20 protein-coding genes are annotated in these 19,139 nt (G+C 34.7%); 8 read left to right on the top strand and 12 right to left on the bottom strand.

Features of this window, described 5'->3' with window-relative positions:
* The first annotated feature begins 48 nt into the window (after positions 1 to 48).
* Entirely contained in the window at positions 49 to 2,400 is a 2,352-nt protein-coding gene (locus tag CGC57_RS00970) for an ATP-dependent helicase (RefSeq protein WP_095897597.1), read from the top strand.
* A gap of 12 nt (positions 2,401 to 2,412) precedes the next feature.
* On the opposite strand, the gene speB is transcribed toward CGC57_RS00970, so the two are convergent.
* The 8 genes from speB to pncA form a co-directional block, all read right to left on the bottom strand.
* Entirely contained in the window at positions 2,413 to 3,285 is an 873-nt protein-coding gene (speB, locus tag CGC57_RS00965) for an agmatinase (RefSeq protein ID WP_002678964.1), read from the bottom strand.
* A gap of 100 nt (positions 3,286 to 3,385) precedes the next feature.
* Positions 3,386 to 3,754 carry a DUF4293 domain-containing protein gene (locus tag CGC57_RS00960; protein WP_040361118.1) on the bottom strand — a complete coding sequence of 123 codons (369 nt, stop codon included), beginning with the start codon at positions 3,752 to 3,754 and terminating at the stop codon, positions 3,386 to 3,388.
* A gap of 55 nt (positions 3,755 to 3,809) precedes the next feature.
* Positions 3,810 to 4,715, bottom strand: a complete 906-nt coding sequence (locus CGC57_RS00955) for a YitT family protein (protein ID WP_002679038.1) — start codon at positions 4,713 to 4,715, stop codon at positions 3,810 to 3,812.
* 85 nt (positions 4,716 to 4,800) lie between these two features.
* A complete protein-coding gene (locus CGC57_RS00950) occupies positions 4,801 to 5,991 on the bottom strand; it encodes a pyridoxal phosphate-dependent aminotransferase (protein ID WP_002679182.1) in 1,191 nt (396 codons plus the stop codon).
* A gap of 14 nt (positions 5,992 to 6,005) precedes the next feature.
* Positions 6,006 to 6,830, bottom strand: coding sequence for an endonuclease/exonuclease/phosphatase family protein (locus CGC57_RS00945; protein ID WP_095897596.1), 825 nt, complete (start codon positions 6,828 to 6,830; stop codon positions 6,006 to 6,008).
* A gap of 176 nt (positions 6,831 to 7,006) precedes the next feature.
* The gene (locus CGC57_RS00940; protein ID WP_095897595.1) at positions 7,007 to 8,359 is read right to left on the bottom strand and encodes a M14 family zinc carboxypeptidase; all 1,353 of its coding nucleotides are present in this window, start codon (positions 8,357 to 8,359) and stop codon (positions 7,007 to 7,009) included.
* Between the two features lie 17 nt (positions 8,360 to 8,376).
* Positions 8,377 to 8,607 carry a hypothetical protein gene (locus CGC57_RS00935; RefSeq protein WP_095897594.1) on the bottom strand — a complete coding sequence of 77 codons (231 nt, stop codon included), beginning with the start codon at positions 8,605 to 8,607 and terminating at the stop codon, positions 8,377 to 8,379.
* A 3-nt stretch (positions 8,608 to 8,610) separates the two neighbouring features.
* Positions 8,611 to 9,147, bottom strand: a complete 537-nt coding sequence (gene pncA, locus CGC57_RS00930; protein WP_095897593.1) for a bifunctional nicotinamidase/pyrazinamidase — start codon at positions 9,145 to 9,147, stop codon at positions 8,611 to 8,613.
* A 77-nt stretch (positions 9,148 to 9,224) separates the two neighbouring features.
* Here pncA and CGC57_RS00925 point away from each other — a divergent pair, with 77 nt between their 5' ends.
* The 6 genes from CGC57_RS00925 (at position 9,225) to recN (ending at position 15,732) form a co-directional block, all read left to right on the top strand.
* The gene (locus CGC57_RS00925) at positions 9,225 to 9,866 is read left to right on the top strand and encodes an O-methyltransferase (protein WP_095897592.1); all 642 of its coding nucleotides are present in this window, start codon (positions 9,225 to 9,227) and stop codon (positions 9,864 to 9,866) included.
* A gap of 69 nt (positions 9,867 to 9,935) precedes the next feature.
* Positions 9,936 to 11,486 carry a helicase HerA-like domain-containing protein gene (locus tag CGC57_RS00920; RefSeq protein WP_095897591.1) on the top strand — a complete coding sequence of 517 codons (1,551 nt, stop codon included), beginning with the start codon at positions 9,936 to 9,938 and terminating at the stop codon, positions 11,484 to 11,486.
* The gene (locus tag CGC57_RS00915) at positions 11,486 to 12,031 is read left to right on the top strand and encodes a hypothetical protein (protein ID WP_095897590.1); all 546 of its coding nucleotides are present in this window, start codon (positions 11,486 to 11,488) and stop codon (positions 12,029 to 12,031) included. Before CGC57_RS00920 ends, CGC57_RS00915 begins: the two co-directional genes overlap by 1 nt.
* 20 nt (positions 12,032 to 12,051) lie before the next feature.
* Positions 12,052 to 13,176, top strand: coding sequence for a 3,4-dihydroxy-2-butanone-4-phosphate synthase (ribB, locus tag CGC57_RS00910; RefSeq protein ID WP_095897589.1), 1,125 nt, complete (start codon positions 12,052 to 12,054; stop codon positions 13,174 to 13,176).
* Positions 13,177 to 13,186: 10 nt separating this feature from the next.
* The gene (porD, locus tag CGC57_RS00905) at positions 13,187 to 14,068 is read left to right on the top strand and encodes a type IX secretion system protein PorD (RefSeq protein ID WP_002679074.1); all 882 of its coding nucleotides are present in this window, start codon (positions 13,187 to 13,189) and stop codon (positions 14,066 to 14,068) included.
* 5 nt (positions 14,069 to 14,073) lie between these two features.
* On the top strand, positions 14,074 to 15,732 hold the full coding sequence (gene recN / locus CGC57_RS00900; protein WP_002679048.1) for a DNA repair protein RecN: 1,659 nt from the start codon (positions 14,074 to 14,076) through the stop codon (positions 15,730 to 15,732).
* A gap of 17 nt (positions 15,733 to 15,749) precedes the next feature.
* Here the strand turns inward: recN and idi are convergent, their stop codons facing one another.
* From idi to lgt, 3 genes are read right to left on the bottom strand one after another with little or no spacing between them, the layout of a single operon-like run.
* Positions 15,750 to 16,265 (bottom strand): isopentenyl-diphosphate Delta-isomerase, encoded by a 516-nt coding sequence (gene idi, locus CGC57_RS00895; protein WP_002679064.1) that lies wholly within the window; start codon positions 16,263 to 16,265, stop codon positions 15,750 to 15,752.
* Between the two features lie 9 nt (positions 16,266 to 16,274).
* A complete protein-coding gene (locus CGC57_RS00890) occupies positions 16,275 to 16,787 on the bottom strand; it encodes a DUF192 domain-containing protein (protein WP_002679015.1) in 513 nt (170 codons plus the stop codon).
* 18 nt (positions 16,788 to 16,805) lie between these two features.
* Positions 16,806 to 17,756: a prolipoprotein diacylglyceryl transferase gene (lgt, locus tag CGC57_RS00885; protein ID WP_095897588.1), complete on the bottom strand. Its 951-nt coding sequence runs from the start codon at positions 17,754 to 17,756 to the stop codon at positions 16,806 to 16,808.
* 110 nt (positions 17,757 to 17,866) lie between these two features.
* On the opposite strand from lgt, the gene CGC57_RS00880 reads away from it, so the two are divergent.
* A complete protein-coding gene (locus CGC57_RS00880; RefSeq protein WP_009751137.1) occupies positions 17,867 to 18,400 on the top strand; it encodes an RsmD family RNA methyltransferase in 534 nt (177 codons plus the stop codon).
* A 3-nt stretch (positions 18,401 to 18,403) separates the two neighbouring features.
* On the opposite strand, the gene CGC57_RS00875 is transcribed toward CGC57_RS00880, so the two are convergent.
* Positions 18,404 to 19,090 carry a DNA alkylation repair protein gene (locus CGC57_RS00875; RefSeq protein ID WP_095897587.1) on the bottom strand — a complete coding sequence of 229 codons (687 nt, stop codon included), beginning with the start codon at positions 19,088 to 19,090 and terminating at the stop codon, positions 18,404 to 18,406.
* Positions 19,091 to 19,139: the final 49 nt, after the last annotated feature.

Here is a 19,139-nt window from a genome sequence, read left to right as displayed (position 1 = left end):
TAATTGCTAAATTATCGCTACCTTTGCGCCCTTAAAAACACACTATTTATGGATACATTTGAAAAGGAACTCAATAGGCTTAATGCACCACAACGTGCAGCAGTACTTCAGAAAGAAGGTCCTATTATTGTAATTGCTGGAGCAGGTTCAGGCAAAACTCGTGTACTTACTTATCGTATTGCTAACCTAATGCGACAAGGAGTAGATGCTTTTCATATACTTGCACTTACCTTTACTAATAAAGCGGCTAACGAAATGAAAAAACGTATTGCGGATATTGTGGGCAATAGCGAGGCTAAGAATCTATGGATGGGTACTTTTCACTCTGTATTTGCTAAAATATTGCGTTTTGAAGCTGATAAATTAGGCTATCCTCAGAACTTTACTATCTATGATACACAAGACTCTCAACGACTTATTAATGGAATTATTAAAGAAAAAGAGTTGGATAAAGATGTATACAAATACAAACAAATACAACAACGCATTTCTTCTTTAAAAAATAATCTTATTACAGTACGAGCTTATTTCAATAATCCTGAACTTGTAGAAAACGATGCTATTAGGAAGCAACCGCGTTTTGGAGAAATCTATCAGGAGTATGTAGAAAGATGTTTTAAAGCAGGAGCAATGGACTTTGATGATTTACTGCTGAAGACAAATGAATTGCTGAATGTATACCCTGAAGTATTAGCTAAATACCAAAATCGCTTTCAGTACATACTTGTAGATGAGTATCAAGATACAAACCACTCTCAGTATCTTATTGTAAAAGCTCTCGCTGACCGTTTTCACAATATTTGTGTGGTAGGTGATGATGCTCAAAGTATTTATGCTTTCCGTGGGGCAAATATCAATAATATACTGAATTTTAAAAGTGATTATCCTGAAGCTAAAGAATATAAATTGGAACAGAACTACCGCTCTACTAAAAATATAGTGGAAGCAGCTAACAGTGTAATTGAACACAACAAAGTACGGTTAGATAAGGTAGTATTCACTGAAAATGAGATGGGAGAGCTTATCAAAGTACATCGCAGTCCTACTGATGCCGATGAAGGACGTTTTGTAGCGAGTTCTATCTTTGAAAATAAGATGCAGCACCAGTTAGCTAATGGGAAATTTGCTGTACTTTATCGAACCAATTCACAATCGCGTGCTATAGAAGATGCTCTTAGAAAACGTGATATACCTTATCGCATTTATGGAGGACTTTCATTCTACCAACGCAAAGAAATTAAAGATATGCTTGCTTATTTGCGTTTGATTATCAATCCTAATGATGAAGAAGCATTGGTACGCATTATCAATTTTCCAGCTCGTGGTATTGGAGAAACTACAATGGAGAAACTTACATTGGCAGCTAATCACTATAAGAAGTCTATCTTTGAGATAATGTACAATGTGAATAAGTTACCTGAATTACATATTAATAGTACAACCAAGCAAAAACTCACAGATTTTGTGGTAATGATACTCAACTTGCAAGCACTCAATCAGCGATCGAATGTATTTGAGGTAGCAGAACAAGTAGCTAAAAAAACAGGTTTATTGCAAGAATTTAAAAAAGATGGAACTCCTGAGGGTATCGCTAAAATGGAAAACATAGAGGAGATGCTTAATGGTATGAAAGACTTTGTGATTGGACAAGAAGATGTAGCCGATAGTACAGGTAGTTTAGCTGAATATTTGGAAGATGTGTCTTTAGCTACGGATAGCGATAAAGAGATAGGAGATGACGATCGAGTAGCCTTAATGACGATTCACTTAGCTAAAGGCTTGGAGTTTCCGTATGTATATATAGTGGGGATGGAAGAAGATCTTTTTCCTTTGGCAAAAAGTATACAATCACGTGATGAATTAGAAGAAGAACGTCGCTTGTTTTATGTGGCGCTTACACGTGCTGAAAAACAAGCTTATCTCACCTATGCTGAAAGACGCTATCGTTTTGGAAATTTATCAGATACTGAACCAAGTAGGTTTATAGAGGAAATAGATGAACGTTACTTACATTACCTTACACATACTTTGTCTAATCCTAACTATCGTTATAAACCTTTGATAGATAGAGATATTTTTGGTGAAGTAGATAAGAGTAAATTGCGTTTACAAAAGCCTATCAGTGGTACTCCTCCTTCTAAAAATGCCCCTACGGGTGATGAACAACAGCGATTACGCAAGCTTAAACCTGTGAATAGTATACAAAATGCTTCACCTAATAGAAGTATCTACAACGAATTAGAAGTAGGAACAACTGTTTATCACGAACGTTTCGGAAAGGGAATCATCAAAGCTCTTGAAGGAGTAGGCAATGATAAAAAAGCACAAGTTAATTTTGAGTCAGGAGGACTGAAAAATATACTATTGCGTTTTGCGAAACTCACTATAATAAATGAATAAAAAAAGGTGTCGTTATGAGACACCTTTTTTCTTGTTATATTTAAAATAATAAGCTAACATTTTGTAATAGAGTTTTGCAGCTAAAAAAGCTGTTGGTTTTGCTTGCGGACTATCCATTAGTTCTACAATATCAAATGCTACTACATTACATTTTTTAAACACTTTACGCAAGAGTTTGAGCGTAGGATACCATTGTAAACCACCTGGTTCAGGAGTTCCTGTTGAAGGTGCTATTGCTGGATCAAAAGCATCTAAGTCAATAGTGATATATACATTACCAGATACTTTGTCTAATACATCATCTATCCAATTGTTATTTTTAGCAATTTCGTGAGCAAAGAACACACGACCTTTAGGCAAATATTGTTTTTCTTCTGCATCCATTGAGCGGATACCTACTTGTACCAATTTGTGCTTTTGGTTCGCTTCAAACACAGCACAAGCGTGATTAGAAGTAGAACCATGATATTCAGGACGCAAATCAGTATGGGCATCAAGTTGCAAAACTGTGAGCTTTTCATATTTCTCACCTACAGCCCGTATTGAACCAATAGACACAGAGTGTTCCCCACCAAAAAGAGTAAAGAGCTTATCTTCGTGCTTCAATAGTTCTTGGGTCTTTTCATAAACGGCTTGAGTCATTGCTTCAGGCGAACTATTTTCAGTTACTTCACCTGCTAAATACACTCCATTGAGGTAAGGTTCAGTATCAGTTTCAATATCGTATAACTCCATATTTTCTGAGGCATCTAAAAATAATTCAGGACCTTTGTCAGCTCCTTTGCCCCAAGTAGATGTACCATCATAAGGTACTGTTACTAACATTACTTTGGCATTTTCCAGTGTTGCATTTTCCTCTGGAATTCCAGCATACGTTCTTTTCATTGTTTATATATTTAGCGAATAAAGTGCAAAGGTAATAAAAAAATCCTAAGTTTATATACTTAGGATTTTTTTAACGCACAACACTACTAAGATTATAGGTCTATCGCAATCGGTCTGCAGATTTTACGAGCTTCTCGTCCCGTCTGATAGCCTTGTTGGCCATAAACAAAAAAACGATAGAAAGCACGGGTGCGAAAACCCCAACACCTTTCTCAGAAATAAAGCTTTCTCCAGGTGAGTTTAGCATTCGATATACAAATATTCCTAGTAAAGTAAAATTTATAAGTATATTCAGCCAGTTGAGCCACTGCTGAACACTTCTTTTCTTATATTTAAATATGCTATAGATAGCTAATACAGCTGAAAGAGCAAAGACTATCGTTCTGATCCAATCTAACCCAAAAAGAACGGGAAGACCTGCTACTATTGCAACTATCAGCATATAAACTGTTTGTATTCTCTGAATCATTTGTTATTGTTTTTTCAGTGGGCAAATATACTACTTTTCTTGAAAATAGGAAAAATTATTTCAATTTATCAAAGCCATTACCATAAACTCCCATAACATTTGTTTTGGTTACAAACGCTGAAGGGTCTATAGTACGTACTAAGCGGAAAATAGAAGTAGCTTCTGTTCTGCGAGCAATTACAATCACTATTTTCTGTGAAGATTTAGAGTACCAACCAATACCATCGATAATAGTACAACCACGCTTTAGTTCACTATTGATATGGTTTGCAATTTCATCGTAGTGTTTTGAAAATATAAATAACTGTACTGATTGTCTTGCCCCATTGATAACAATCTCAACCATTTGCCACATCAATGGAAGAAGGATGAGCCCATAAACAGTTTTTTCAATTGAATTGTCTTGATGTTCTAAAATGAAGAAAGAGGATAATACAATACACACATCCACTACCAAGAGAATACGTGCAATACTCATATTCCAATATTTAGTGAGTATAAATCCTATAATATCGGTACCACCAGTACTTCCATTAGCCGAATATACTAAACCTAAACCCGTGCCACAGAGTAAACCTCCCATAATTACAGAAAGAAAATCACCACTCAAAGGAGGGTGTTCCAAAAAGTAAGGCATTAAATACTCTTTTCCTGCCCAAATCAATCCTGATAAAATAGATATGGAGATAAAAGTTCGGTAAGTGAACTGTTTGCTCACTGCTTTAAAACCTATTAACAATAGGGAGATATTAATTGTCCAATAGGTAATAGCAAAATCTAACCCTAATTTGTAATTTAAGATAAGGCAGATACCTGCTAAACCTCCTGTTACTATTCCATTAGGCATTATAAAGCCTGTAATACCCACAGCATAAGATACTAATCCTACAAATATAGTAAGGTAATCTCTTAGATAAAAAGATTTTAAGTATTTAATAGTTCTACTCTCTGATATAGCCATTGATGTAAGAATTTAAAAGAATAAATGTTCTTATTTTTAAGAAACGGCGCAAAAGTAATACTTTTCATTGAATTGCCAAACAAAATTATTGTAAACTTTCTTTGATACGACGGATAGCTTCTCTCAAATCTTTCTCAGAAGCTGCATACGAAAAACGAATGCAATTAGCATCTCCAAAAGCTTCTCCTGTAACAGTAGCTACCATTGCCTCTTCTAATAGATATAAAGAAAAATCAGTAGCATTGTTTATAACGCGACCTCTCAAGGTTTTACCAAAGAAAGATGATATATCTGGAAACACATAAAAAGCTCCTTCAGGAATGTTGAGTTTAAAGCCTTCAATCTCATTTAAAAGTTGTAATACTAAGTCTCTCCTACGTTTGAACTCATCTACCATATATTGTATTTTGCTCTTAGGAGCTTTTAAAGCCGCAATAGAAGCTCGTTGTGCTATGGCATTAGTACCACTCGTTACTTGTCCTTGTACTTTAGCACAAGCTTTGGAAATCCATTCGGGGGCTCCCATATAACCTATACGCCAACCTGTCATTGCAAATGCTTTAGACATTCCATTTACAGTAATAGTACGTTCATAAAGACTATCGATTTCAGCAACACTAGTTACTCTCTCATTGGTAAAGTTGATGTATTCATAAATTTCGTCAGAAAGGATGAAAATATGAGGATATTTCCTAAGTACTACAGCAAGGGCTTCTAATTCGGCTTTGCTGTAGATAGAACCACTGGGGTTACAAGGGGTATTGAACCATACCATTTTAGTTTTAGAAGTAATAGCCGCTTCTAACTGAGCAGGAGTTATCTTGAAGTTATTCTCAATGGTTGTGTGAACTTCTATTGGAACACCTCCTGCCATTTTAGCTATTTCTTTATAACTCACCCAATAAGGTGCAGGAAAAATTACCTCATCACCAGGGTTGAGCATCGCCAAAGCTACATTAGCTAGACATTGTTTAGCGCCTGTAGAAACTACAATTTGTGAAGGTTTGTAATTGAGGTTGTTGTCTCGTTTGAACTTCTCACAAATTGCCTCTCTCAGCTCTAAATACCCGTCAATAGGTGTGTATTTGCTATAATTTTGCTGTATAGCCTCAATAGCGGCTTCTTTTATAAAATCAGGAATATCAAAATCGGGTTCTCCTAAACTAAGACCAATGATATCCTTGCCTTCAGCTTTGAGTTCTCGTGTTTTAGCTGCCATTCCTAAGGTAGCTGAAACTTCCATAGCGTTGATACGGTCGGATAAATACTGTTTCATATCGTTTTGTTATTTTATTTTAGTTGTAATTGTACCCATACAGGTAAGTGGTCAGAGGGATAGAGACTATCGATGCGGGTTTCTATAATTTTGTATTGTTTTACTTTGATAGATTTTTGGACAAAGATAAAATCTATATGTCCTTTCAAAGGTTCATCAGTTTTAAAAGCATTGAAAGTACCCATATTAGGAGTTTTATTAGTAGGTGATAACTGAGTATCGTACAATTGAGATGCTATTTTTTGAACAGCAGGGTGTTCAGTAGGAAGATTGAAATCACCCATTAAAATGACTTTTCCATTTTTTGCAATTTCTTTGATTTTTCGTAAAACCAAGTCAGCACTTTGTATTTGAGCTACTTTGCCTTCGTGGTCAAAATGAAGATTGAATACCCAAAAGATTGTTTTCTTGTCTTTGAGTTTCACCCAAGAACAGATACGATTACAACAAGTAGCATCCCAACCTAAGGAAGGGACATCAGGTGTTTGAGAGAGCCAAAAGTTACCTTTATCAAGTAAGATAAAACAATTTTTTTTAAAGAAGATAGCTGAATGTTCACCAGCTTCTTTACCATCATCACGTCCCACACCTTCACGCTGATAGGTAGGAAAACGCTCTTCCAAGAATTTAAGCTGATGAACTAAGGCTTCTTGTACCCCAAAGATATCAGGATTTGCATCATTGATAATGGTAAATACCTTTTCTTTTCTATTGCCTTCTGTCCAAGAGTTTATACCATCGTAGCTGTTGTCATAGCGAATGTTGTAAGTCATTACGCTTAAGTTTTGTGCTACAGTAAGAGTGGGTAAAATACATAAAATAAATAATAATTGTTTCATATAAGTCAGATATTTTAAAGGTTGTATTTTATTAATCTGGAGCGTTATCTAACTCTGCTTCATCTATATAGAGATAACAATCGACAATAGTTCTTTAGATTTTTGTTTGCAAGAAGAAATCAGTAAGATACAACATAAGAAGATAAAATAATTAATTATGTTCTTCATAATACACATTACTCTTTTTGGTAAATTGGATAAATAATTTTATTTTCTTCTTGTACTCCTTCTCCAAAAATACTATCAAAAAAGTTCCAGTTGAAGAAAGAATCAGCAGCAGTAGGTTCCAAGGTTTCTAATAAATATCGTTTGGCAAACTGTGAAGTAGGTACCATATAATCACCTTTGTAAAGCTGTATTTTTTCTTTATGATTACTCACTTGGGTGTCATAATGTAAATAATGCCCTTCAAATGGATGTGTTATAGTCTTAAAGTCTTCTATTTGATAATAATTTACATTCATCAAAGTATCTTTTGTGAGCTCTTTCATTTCTATATTGTGAGCGTTGAGTCGTGCAATTACTTGTTGCCACGCTTTGGGGATTATGTAGTATTCAGGCGATACTTCTTTAGCATCAGTCTGAGCTTGTTTTATTTTTAGTTGTTTAATGTACTGATTATCAGCGTCGACAACTTCTATAATAGTTTTCATAGTTTCATAGTTAGCTTCTACGCGTTGTTTATATGATTGAAATATGTGAGTATTCAAGCGAACACCTATACAATTCCAAAGTGAAGCATAGCCAATAGCATTGTTTGCTCTACCGATAGTTTCATCAACAATTAAACGTCGAAAAGGTTTGTGAAGCGTATCTTTTTTGAAAATATCGCTTCTATTTAAGAGGGTATCAGCAAGGTGTGGTGTCAATACATTTTCAATATACCCTCCTAAGAAAGCTCCTAACTTTTGTTTGTTAGAAAATGAGTAGCTAAGAGTGTATTGATACTCTTCTTTTCGGCTTACTTGGTTGTCTATAAAAATATCGGGTTGTACTTCTTGAAAGATTTTAGCGAAAGATAAAGTATTTTCTACATCAGCTTTTATAAAATCGTTGTCCAAATTATAGTGAGCAGCACTCTCTTTCCTGTTTTCTTGCATTCCTCCTATATTATAAGCAGGAATGGTTACTACCATCACATTCCCAGAAAGTTTGATTTCATTCTGGGCTAAATTACGGAAAAGCAACATCGTAGCGTCCACACCATCAGGCTCATTGCCGTGAATTGCATTGTTGATGAAGATAATTGTTCGTTCTTTGCGGTATTTATTGAAGTTAAATTCAGCATCAGGGCTGTATATCACCAAATGCAAGGGTACACCATTATCAGTTTGTCCTATTGTTTTGAAAGATATAGAAGCAAAGTCTTGCGAAAGTTGTTTGTAATAATCAATCACTTCCTCATACGAAGAGCTTTTTAAACCATCTTTATTTTCAAAGGGAGTTTCATATTTCTCAGGTGATGAAAAAAAAGGAGTTTCGCAACTCGCCAGGAGTAAGGCTGATAGTATGTAGGTGATATATTTCATTTTATACAATTTATTTTTTACTTTTTAGTATCTGATACCCAATAGTATTTCCCATATTTTTCATTAGGAAGTACTTTCATAAGCCATTTCGTATTGGTATATGTTCCTGTTTCATTCAAAACTACAATACCATCAGCTAATAGATTATCTGGATTATTATTTTCATCAGAGTCAAAATCAAAAACAGAAACTTGCATTCCTTCTTTTACAGTTGCACCTTCTCTCTGATATGAAATTATTTGAGCCATTTCTTAATTAATAGATCTTATTCCTTTGTCAAACAAACTTACTTTGTAGCCCAAGGATTTAGCATCATTGGCACTATAAGCCACACAAAAATCACCTGCTAAACCACAAAATACGAGTTCTGTAATACCTTTCTCCTGCAAAAAGCCGTGCAAACCTGTATTATTAAGTTTGTTATTGTCGAAAAAAGCACTGTAACTATCTATTTCGGGGTTCATTCCTTTTCTAAAAATAGCTGATATAGGTCTTATGTCAAGGTCTTTATGTAGTTGAGCACCAAAAGTCCCTTGCACACAATGATCTGGCCACAATATTTGTTCTATACCATTTAACTGAACTACATCAAAAGGCTTTTTACCCTTATGCTGACTTGCAAAACTTTTATGGGTAGCAGGGTGCCAATCCTGAGTAGCAACTACAAGGTCATAACCTTTCTGCATTTCTGCATTGATAAAAGGTATAATTTGATCTCCCTCTTTCACAGGTAAAGATCCTGTAGGCATAAAGTCATTTTGTACATCAATGATAATAAGTGCTTTCATATTGTTGTGAATTTGCGCCCAAAATTACAATATTTTCTAATATTATTACTATCTTTGCCCTAAAAAATATTTCGCTAATGCACTTTTTATCAGAAGATTTAGAAAATTATGCCAATGAACATACTGATAATGAGCCTATTTTATTGCAAGAGCTCAGTAAACGCACACACCTTACTGTACTTCAACCGCGAATGATTAGTGGGCATTTCCAAGGGCGTTTTCTCAGTTTGTTATCTAAGTTAGTACAGCCTAAAGTTATTTTGGAAATAGGTACTTATACAGGTTATGCCACTCTTTGCTTGGCAGAAGGATTATCAGCAAATGGGGTATTACATACTATTGATATCAAAGAAGAACTCATTGATTTGCAACGTGAATTTTTTGACCGTAGTGGCTATGGAAGTCAAATAGTACAACATCTCGGTAAAGCTGCCGATATTATTCCTACTCTCAACACTACTTTCGACCTTGTTTTTATTGATGCTGATAAGCAAAACTACAGTCTTTATTTTGATTTGGTTATCGAAAAAATGAACCGAGGAGGCATCATTCTTTCGGATAATGTGTTGTGGAGTGGTAAGGTCGTAGAAGAAGTAAAACACAACGATAAGCATACTCAAGCACTAATGGCATACAACAAAAAAATAAAAAACGACCCCCGTGTAGAGACCGTCTTATTACCCATCCGTGATGGTATCACTCTTTCAAGAGTAAAATAAGAGAAATTTGTATATTTCGATAAAAGTATGTATCTTTGTCGCTTGAAACACTTTAGATAACTAAACGAAATGACTAATATAGAATCTTTCAGAGAAACCATTACCAACGGCTATACTTTTAAAGGCAATGCTATCACTTTAGGTGGAGCAGTATATGAAGGGCAACCTATTGAAAATGCTTTAGTAAAACTACCTTTAAAAACTTTAAACCGCCACGGGCTTATTGCAGGAGCTACAGGTACAGGAAAAACTAAAACATTACAAGTAATTGCTGAAAATCTTTCCAAAAAAGGCGTTCCAGTACTTTTAATGGACCTGAAAGGTGATCTCAGTGGAATTGCAGCATCGGGTGAAGTAAAACCTTTTATTTTAGAACGATTAGGCAAAATAGGATTAGACTTTCAACCACAAGCATTTCCTACTGAATTACTCACTATTTCAACCCAGAAAGGAGTGCGTATGCGTGCTACCATTTCAGAATTTGGAGCTGTATTACTCTCTCGAATCTTAGACCTGAGTGATATACAAGAAGGAGTACTTGCGGTAGTGTTTAAATACTGTGATGACCACGCATTACCCCTTTTAGACCTTAAAGATCTTAAAAAAATACTTCAATACGCTACTGAAGAGGGTAAAACGAGTTTTGAAAAAGAATATGGTTCTATCTCTAAAACCTCTACTAGTGCAATCCTACGTAAATTAGTAGAGTTAGAACATCAAGGTGCAGAGCTCTTCTTTGGAGAACGTAGTTTTGAGCCCCAAGATTTGTTGCGTACAAATAGCCAAGGTGAAGGCTATGTAAATATCATTAGACTTACTGATATACAAGATCGTCCTAAGATGTTCTCTACCTTTATGTTGAGTCTGTTGGCTGAAATATACACTACTTTCCCAGAAGTAGGTGATATGGAGAAACCAAAATTGGTTATCTTTATAGATGAAGCACATCTTATCTTCAACGAAGCCTCAAAAACTCTCCTAAACCAATTAGAAAATATTGTAAAACTCATACGTTCTAAGGGCGTAGGATTGATATTTTGTACTCAAAATCCGACAGATATCCCCGATGCTGTCCTTTCACAATTAGGGATGAAAGTACAACACTCACTTCGTGCTTTCACGGCAAAAGATCGCAAAGCTATTAAGTTAGTAGCCGAGAACTACCCATCATCAGAATTTTATGATACAACAGAAACCCTTACCACACTTGGTACGGGAGAAGCTTTAGTAACTGTATTGAACGAAAAAGGAATCCCTACACCTTTGGTAGCCACAATGATGCGTGCTCCTATGAGTAGAATGGATATACTTACCGATACCGAAATAGAAAACCTCGTAAATAACTCTGAACTAGTGCGCAAGTACAATGAAGTCATTGACCGAGAAAGTGCTTATGAGTTACTCAATAAAAAAATTGAAGAAGTTAATGAGGAAGAACAAAAACAAAAAGTAGCGAAAGAAGAGGCTGATAGGACAGAAAAAGTAGAAAAAACATCATCTAACAACAATTCTAAAGCTCCAGCAAAACGCTCAGGACAAAATCCATTAATAAAAATGGTAACAAGTGCTACCTTTATACGAGGTGTATTAGGAATATTGAATAAAATCATCAAAAAATAATGAAAAAGCTTATTGTCACCGCTGTAGCCTTTATAGGGCTCGTTGCTTGTAAGAATAGCAAAAACGATTTTCTAATTACTAATAATAGTATAGGAGTACTTCAAAAAAATACCCCTATACAAAAATTAGATTCTATTTTTGCTAAAGATTCAATTGTAAATTCTAATGTGGAAGGAGAGTTGCGTTATGCGAGTTCTGAGCGCATTACAATTTTTAGTAAAGAAGGAAAAGAACTTCTTGAAATCACACCTACTACCAGTGAAAAAGGCGTAGAAGTGATAGAGAGTGTGTTAGTACTCTCTCCTTTGTATATTACCGAAAAAGGCATATCGTTAGAAAGTACTTTTAAAGATGTGAAGGATAAATATCCTGATTTAGAAATACAACCCTCTATCAGTAGTGTGCTTGTTACTCCTAAAGGTCAAAATTTCTATTTTACATTCGATAAAACTGCAATCAAAACTGCTTTCAGTCTTACTGATAATATCTCTAAGGATGATATAGAAGAGAGTGCTAAAATCAAACATATCACTATCAACTTTTAAAGTTATATATTATATAAAAAATGAATAATTTTAAACTAAACAGCATAGAAGAAGCTGTAGAGGATATAAAAAAAGGAAAAGTAATCATTGTAGTAGATGATGAAAACCGTGAAAATGAAGGGGACTTTATAGCAGCTGCTGAGAAAGTAACTCCAGAAATGATTAACTTTATGATTACTCACGGTCGCGGATTAGTATGTGCACCACTTACTGAAAAAAGATGTGCAGAATTAGACCTACCGATGATGGTGCAGAACAATACTGTACTACACGAAACTCAGTTCACTGTATCAGTAGATTTAAAAGGAAATGGCTGTACTACAGGTATTTCGGCTTTCGATAGGGCTAAAACTATCCAAGCACTAGTAAATCCTGAAACTAAACCATTTGATTTAGGACGCCCTGGGCATATATTTCCACTCCGTGCTAAACAAGGAGGTGTGTTACGCCGTTCAGGACACACTGAAGCTGCTATAGACCTCACACGTATAGCTGGACTTTATCCTGCAGGTATTTTAGTAGAAATACTAAATGAAGATGGTACGATGGCTCGCTTGCCTCAATTGGTGGAAGTAGCTAAAAAGTTTGACCTTAAAATCATATCTATAGAAGACCTTATTGCCTATCGTATGCGCAAAGATACTTTAGTGGTAAAAAAAGAAGACTTTTTATTACAAACTCCTTATGGAGAATTTCGCTTGCGTGCTTATGAGCAAACTACTAACAAACAAATCCATTTAGCATTTACTAAAGGTACTTGGAAAAACGATGAAGCTGTTCTCACTCGTGTACACGCTTCGTTTATTAGCAATGATATTTTAGAAGTCTTAGCTGGTGATAAAGATAATCCATTAGAACGGATTTTTAAGAAAATAAATGAGGAAGGCAAAGGTGCTGTAATAGTTATTAATAAAGAGGGCTATTCTCAAAACCTATTACAACATATTGCTCAAATGAAAGAAAATCAAAAAGGGAATCCGCTACCTCAAATAGATAAAGACACTAAAGATATAGGTATGGGAGCTCAAATACTCAATGATTTAGGTATTCGCAAATTACGCTTACTCAGCAATTCTAAAAATGCTTCAAATTATGTAGGTATGTCAGGCTACGGACTTGAAATCACGGAAGAAATTCCTTATTAAAAACAAATTGATGAAAAAAATACTATTCTTTTTCGGATTATTCAGTTGTGTTTTTGCTCATTCACAAGAGCTTAATGCTATAGTGACAGTAAATACTCAGCAAGTGAATTTGAGCAATCGTTCAGTATTCAAAACTTTAGAAAAGTCATTGCAAGAGTTTATCAATCAAACGCGATGGACAGATATAAAAGTACGTGAAAATGAACGCTTGCGTTGTAGTTTTACATTGGTGATTACTAAGTTTGAAAATACACGTTATGAGGCTACTCTTTTGGTACAATCGTCTCGACCTGTGTATAATAGTGCTTATCAATCACCTATTTTTAACTTGCAAGATAAAGAAGTATCTTTTGAATATCAAGAATTTGCACCACTTTCATTTAATGAAAGTTCTTTTGAGTCTAATCTTACTTCAGTAGTTGCATACTATGCCTATTTGTTGTTAGGCTTTGATAGTGATACTTTTTCAGAAAAAGGAGGTCATTCCTATTTTACGAAAGCCAAACAAATTGCTAATTTAGGACAAAATAGCGGTTATGAAGGATGGACAGACAATGGTAGAAATAATCGTTTTTCACTTATAAACGAACTCATTTCTGAGAATTATGATGATTATCATAAAGCACTATATCAGTACCATCGCTTAGGCTTAGACCAAATGAGTTCTAATGAAAAACAAGCTAAAGAAACAATCCAGAATGCTATCTTGTTATTAGATAGAATACCAAGTCTTCGCCTTAATTCTTATGCAATGACGCTCTTTTTCAATGCAAAAACTGATGAGATTACAGCTATTTTTGCAGGAGGGGCAATGGTAGATACTAAAAAACTAAAAGAAACCTTACAAAAATTAGCCCCAACTCAAAACAGTAAATGGGGAGAAATTAAATAACGACTATGCTCACATCACTTTCTATAAAAAACTATGCTCTTATAGATGACTTGAAAGTAGATTTTCCTGAAGGTTTTATTATAATTACTGGTGAAACAGGTTCGGGAAAATCAATTATGCTTGATGCTCTCTCTCTTATTTTAGGAAAACGTGCCGATATGGCTTCTCTTCGTAATAAAGAAGAAAAATGTGTAATAGAAGCAGAATTTTCACTACAAAAATATAGTTTTCAATCGTTGTTTAACGAATTAGATCTTGACTACGATCCACAAACAATTATCCGTAGAGAGATACTCCCTTCAGGTAAATCAAGGGCTTTCATAAATGATGTCCCTGCTACTTTAGAAGTACTTTCTCGTTTAGGAGAACTTTTAGTAGATATTCACTCTCAACATCAAACTTTAGCCTTGAGTGATACTTCTTTTCAGTTTGAAATTATTGATGCTATGGCTGACGACCAATCACTTCTTATAGCATATTCACAGCTTCATCAATTATTGAAGAAGGAACAGAAAAAATTACAAGAACTTATCGAATTTCAAAAAAATGCAACTAAGGAATATGATTATAATTTGCACCAACTAAAAGAATTTAAATCAGTCACATTAGAAGAAGGCATTCTGGAGGAATTAGAAGAGAGTTATCAAGAAGCTTCAAATATAGAAGATATAAAAGAAAGTGTAACAGAAAGTATACAGTTGCTCAATGATGAGGAAGTAGGGATACTCAATAACTTACGTGAACTCAAGCGTGCATTTTCTAATCTTACAGAATACAAGCAGCAATACAGAGAGCTCTATGAACGTATAGAATCTGCATTTTTAGAACTCGAAGATTTGAACAGTGAAATAGCCTATATAGACGAAAATATAGAAACTGATCCTGAGAGTTTAGAAGAAATATCGGCTCAACTCAACAAAATATACGCACTCCAAAAGAAACACAAAGTAACAACAATTACTGAACTCATTAAAATTCAGAAGGAATTAGAAGAAGCAGTATCTAAAACTGAAAGTGTAGATATAGATCTCAATCAGCAACAAAAAGCAGTAGAAGCCCAAAGGGTTGCTACTTTAGAAAAAGCTACCGAGATTCACAATGCACGTGAAAAGGTAATTCCTGCTTTAGATAAGAAACTCACACACTTTATGCGCGAACTTGGTATGCCAAATGGTAAATTTGCTATAGAGCTCAAAACTACTGATAGTTTCTTTACTAATGGCAATGATGAGTTATCATTCCTTTTTTCAGCTAATAAAGGTGGAGATTTTGGTACTTTGAAAAAAGTAGCTTCAGGAGGAGAACTCTCACGTATAATGTTAGCAGTAAAAGCTATAATGGCAGAGCATACTGCCTTGCCTACTATAATGTTTGATGAAATAGATACAGGAGTGTCTGGAGAAATTTCTCAGAAAATGGGTGATATAATGAAAACAATGAGTAAAAACCGACAAGTATTTGCAATTACTCACTTGCCGCAAATAGCTGCTAAAGGGAATTATCATTTTAAAGTATTTAAAGAAGATAAGAATGGTAAGACTACTACACATTTGAAATTACTCACTGAAGAAGAACGTATTACTGAACTATCAGAAATGTTAGAAGGTAAAAATAGTGGAGTTTCAGCACGAAACCACGCAATAGAGCTATTAAAAAAGGGATGATTAATTCATCCCCTTTTTTATTGACTAATCTGATTGTAGAATTTATCAAAAATAATTTTAAACCATTCAGTATATTGATGAGGATATTTTGTAATATCAGCTTTGATGTTTTTGGGAGATTCCCAACGCCAACTAGATACTTCATCAAGGTTAATAATAGGTGAATTATTGTAATAACCTATAAGAATATGGTCGAGTTCGTGTTCAGTAAGCCCATTGTCAAAAGGGGCTTTGTAAATAAAACTTAACACTTCACTAAGCTCTGTAACAAATCCCATTTCTTCTTGTAATCGGCGTTTACCAGCTTCAATAGTAGTCTCTCCTTCACGTGGATGACTGCAACAAGTGTTTGTCCACAAATTAGGTGAATGGTACTTATTAGCAGCTCTTTGTTGCAGCATAATCTCCCCTTTATCGTTAAGTATAAATACAGAGAAAGCCCTATGCAATAGTGCTTTTTGATGTGCTTCAAGCTTCTCCATCAAGCCTATAGGGTTGTCTTGTTCGTCTACTAATATTACTTTTTCTTCCATCGCAAAGGTTTATTTTACTTCTACCCTATCACCTTTATCAATTCCCCATTTATCAGCTAAACCTCCATTAATTTCGAGTACATACATCGCTGGTTTTTCTGAAGGTAAAGAGGTTTCATCGTATGGGCGAGCGTTTTTAGCAATACTTACTACCTTCTTATCTTTGTCTAAATAGATGATATCCAAAGAAATTTCAGTATTTCTCATATAAAAAGAGCGTGGAGCTTCTTCAGGGAATATAAACCACATTCCTTGATGTTCATCCATTGAAGAACGATACATCAATCCTAAGGAACGTTCCATTTCATTTTTTGCAAACTCTACATCAATGGTTTGGATAAGAGAATCATTTTTGAAAATAGAAAGCTCTCCATCTTTAGTAAACTGAATGTCATCAGGAGTAATCTCTACGATTTGTTCAGTTTTATTACTGCCAAAAAAACGAGGCAAAATGAGAGCGATTGCAGCTAAGGCAACTAATGCTAAAGCTACTGTTACAAAGTGTTTTCTAAAAAATTGCATTTTTGTTTTTGAATATAATTATACTTTTTGTGTTTTTCTAAATAGTAAATAAAAGCCTGCTATGATAAATGGAATACTCAGCCATTGACCTGTAGAAAGTAAACCTAAAGAACTTTCAAATCCTCCTTGACTTTCTTTTACAAATTCTACTGCAAAACGGATGCTCCACAAAGCTATTAAGAAAAGACCGAAAATAAAGTAGGGTTTATTTTTTTTGTTAGTTTTCCAATACACGTACCACAATACCCAAAACAGACAGAAATAACCAAAGGCTTCATATAGTTGTGCAGGGTGTTGATAAGGAATGGAGGCTAATATTTCGGAGAAACGTGGGTCGTGAACAATGAGTTGGTAAGCCGATTGTGGGTCAGACTGTTGAGTGATTTCCATTGCTTGGCGTGGAGAGATAGCTCCCCCTTGTACAAATTTCACCCCTAAAGGAAAAGTGTCACTTACTTCTTTACCATTGATTTCAGAATTGAAAAAATTCCCAAAACGTACAAACATTCCTCCAATAGTAATAGGAATTACTACACGGTCTAATATCCATGATAGACTGATATCTTTATATTTACGTACATATAGTATCATTGCGATAATAATTCCTACAGCAGCTCCGTGACTTGCTAAACCTGAAAAGCCTGTGAGTTCCCAGCCTCCTCCTGGTTTTTCTTTAATAGGCAAAAAAATCTCAAGCAAGTGGTCTTTGAAATAATCCCAATTGTAGAAGAAACAATCACCTAAACGTGCACCTACTAAGGTAGCAACTGCTGTATAGACAAATAAAGTATCAAGCTGTTGTACAGTTTTACCTTCATTAAGATATATTTTTTTAGTGAGATACCACCCCAAGCTAAAAGCGACGATAAACATTAAGCTGTAATAACGAAGAGAAAATGAGCCTACAATAGGTAAGTTTATAGTAGTGAGAATCTCATTAGAATTCCATATAAAATTTAAAGCAATCATATAGTGATAGTTTTGAGGGCGTAAAAGTACAACTTTTTATTGAATGCACAAGCAATTTGTATGTATTCGTATTTTTTAGTACTTTTGTCGCCAGATATAATTAATGAAAAATGCGCATCATTTCAGGAAAAAATAAAGGTAAACAATTAATAGCACCAGCCAAACTCCCTGTTCGACCTACAACCGATTTTGCTAAGGAGGCTTTGTTCAATATTCTTAACAACTATTACTATTTTGATGAACTTTCGGTACTTGATCTTTTTGCGGGTACAGGAAATATCAGTTATGAATTTGCTAGCAGGGGGTGTCCTTCACTTATTGCAGTGGATAGTCATAGTGGTTGCGTGCAGTTTATTAACAAAACAGCACGTGAACTTGACTATCCTATCACAGTGCTCAAAGCTGATGTGTATGAATACCTCAAACGCACAGTACAGCGTTTTGATGTAATTTTTGCTGACCCTCCTTATGAACTTCCTATAGAAAAATTTACTGAGATTGCAGAGCTCGTTTTTGAAAGAGATTTTCTCAATGAAAATGGTACTCTCATTATAGAACATTCTTCTCGTACTGACCTTTCAAATTTACCTCACTTTGTAACCTCTAAAAAATATGGAGGTTGTGTGTTTAGTATGTTTGAATAATTTTCAATTTGGCAATTTAAATTCAAGTAAATATTCTTTTGTTTCAGCTGAAATACGCATACTCTCTCTCGCCTTTTGTACGGTTTTGTTTTGTACAAAAGGCGTAAGTGTTTTAGCTTCTATATAAGGGATAGTAGCCTTGTATTGTTTAGCTAAAGCTGTAGCAAAATACCACGCTATCATCATATTGATGTAATATTCTTCTGAACGTATGGCAGCTACCCAATCTAAATGAGTTGTTTTAAAATGCTCATCTAAGTAATTAGAGAGTAATACCCCAATAGCATAACGCACCGTATAAGTTTCGTTACTTTTGAGCCATTGTTGAACATAACTCAACACCTCTTCAGGGTATTTCAAGAAAATTTTAGGGGCAAAAGTATCACAAGTAGCCCAATTGTCGATATATGGTAAAAATTGTGTGGTGTATTGCATTACTTTTTCAAAATCTTTCAATTGAGCTATGATAAAGGCATGCAGATTATTTTCTTCGTAGTAATAATGAGGCAATTTTTCCAAGAAAGCCATAGCTTCCTTAGGTTGTTGTTTTAGTAATTCTTTAGCTAAAGAGCGTATTGCTGGGGTTCGTACTCCAATGATACATTCTTTATCAATGGTAGGAATAAGTTTAGCTGTAAAATCGCGGTAAGGAATATCAGCTAAAGTTAGAAGACGTTCTGTTATAAACATAATGATAAATAATTGGTGAGGCAAATGTACAAAATAAATGATAAATGAT

Source organism: Capnocytophaga sputigena, assembly GCF_002302495.1.
Lineage (GTDB): Bacteria > Bacteroidota > Bacteroidia > Flavobacteriales > Flavobacteriaceae > Capnocytophaga > Capnocytophaga sputigena.
This window is presented reverse-complemented; position numbering and strand designations above follow the sequence as displayed.

Excerpts from the sequence above, each read along its gene's own strand:
- pncA (WP_095897593.1), bottom strand. The coding sequence starts at position 9,147 with ATGAAAGCACTTATTATCATTGATGTACAAAATGACTTTATGCCTACA.
- ribB (WP_095897589.1), top strand. The coding sequence starts at position 12,052 with ATGAATAATTTTAAACTAAACAGCATAGAAGAAGCTGTAGAGGATATA.
- CGC57_RS00915 (WP_095897590.1), top strand. The coding sequence starts at position 11,486 with ATGAAAAAGCTTATTGTCACCGCTGTAGCCTTTATAGGGCTCGTTGCT.
- porD (WP_002679074.1), top strand. The coding sequence starts at position 13,187 with ATGAAAAAAATACTATTCTTTTTCGGATTATTCAGTTGTGTTTTTGCT.
- CGC57_RS00875 (WP_095897587.1), bottom strand. The coding sequence starts at position 19,090 with ATGTTTATAACAGAACGTCTTCTAACTTTAGCTGATATTCCTTACCGC.
- CGC57_RS00925 (WP_095897592.1), top strand. The coding sequence starts at position 9,225 with ATGCACTTTTTATCAGAAGATTTAGAAAATTATGCCAATGAACATACT.
- CGC57_RS00960 (WP_040361118.1), bottom strand. The coding sequence starts at position 3,754 with ATGATTCAGAGAATACAAACAGTTTATATGCTGATAGTTGCAATAGTA.
- CGC57_RS00935 (WP_095897594.1), bottom strand. The coding sequence starts at position 8,607 with ATGGCTCAAATAATTTCATATCAGAGAGAAGGTGCAACTGTAAAAGAA.
- speB (WP_002678964.1), bottom strand. The coding sequence starts at position 3,285 with ATGAAAAGAACGTATGCTGGAATTCCAGAGGAAAATGCAACACTGGAA.
- CGC57_RS00880 (WP_009751137.1), top strand. The coding sequence starts at position 17,867 with ATGCGCATCATTTCAGGAAAAAATAAAGGTAAACAATTAATAGCACCA.
- CGC57_RS00945 (WP_095897596.1), bottom strand. The coding sequence starts at position 6,830 with ATGAAACAATTATTATTTATTTTATGTATTTTACCCACTCTTACTGTA.
- CGC57_RS00940 (WP_095897595.1), bottom strand. The coding sequence starts at position 8,359 with ATGAAATATATCACCTACATACTATCAGCCTTACTCCTGGCGAGTTGC.
- CGC57_RS00920 (WP_095897591.1), top strand. The coding sequence starts at position 9,936 with ATGACTAATATAGAATCTTTCAGAGAAACCATTACCAACGGCTATACT.
- CGC57_RS00890 (WP_002679015.1), bottom strand. The coding sequence starts at position 16,787 with ATGCAATTTTTTAGAAAACACTTTGTAACAGTAGCTTTAGCATTAGTT.
- CGC57_RS00950 (WP_002679182.1), bottom strand. The coding sequence starts at position 5,991 with ATGAAACAGTATTTATCCGACCGTATCAACGCTATGGAAGTTTCAGCT.
- CGC57_RS00955 (WP_002679038.1), bottom strand. The coding sequence starts at position 4,715 with ATGGCTATATCAGAGAGTAGAACTATTAAATACTTAAAATCTTTTTAT.
- lgt (WP_095897588.1), bottom strand. The coding sequence starts at position 17,756 with ATGATTGCTTTAAATTTTATATGGAATTCTAATGAGATTCTCACTACT.
- CGC57_RS00970 (WP_095897597.1), top strand. The coding sequence starts at position 49 with ATGGATACATTTGAAAAGGAACTCAATAGGCTTAATGCACCACAACGT.
- idi (WP_002679064.1), bottom strand. The coding sequence starts at position 16,265 with ATGGAAGAAAAAGTAATATTAGTAGACGAACAAGACAACCCTATAGGC.
- recN (WP_002679048.1), top strand. The coding sequence starts at position 14,074 with ATGCTCACATCACTTTCTATAAAAAACTATGCTCTTATAGATGACTTG.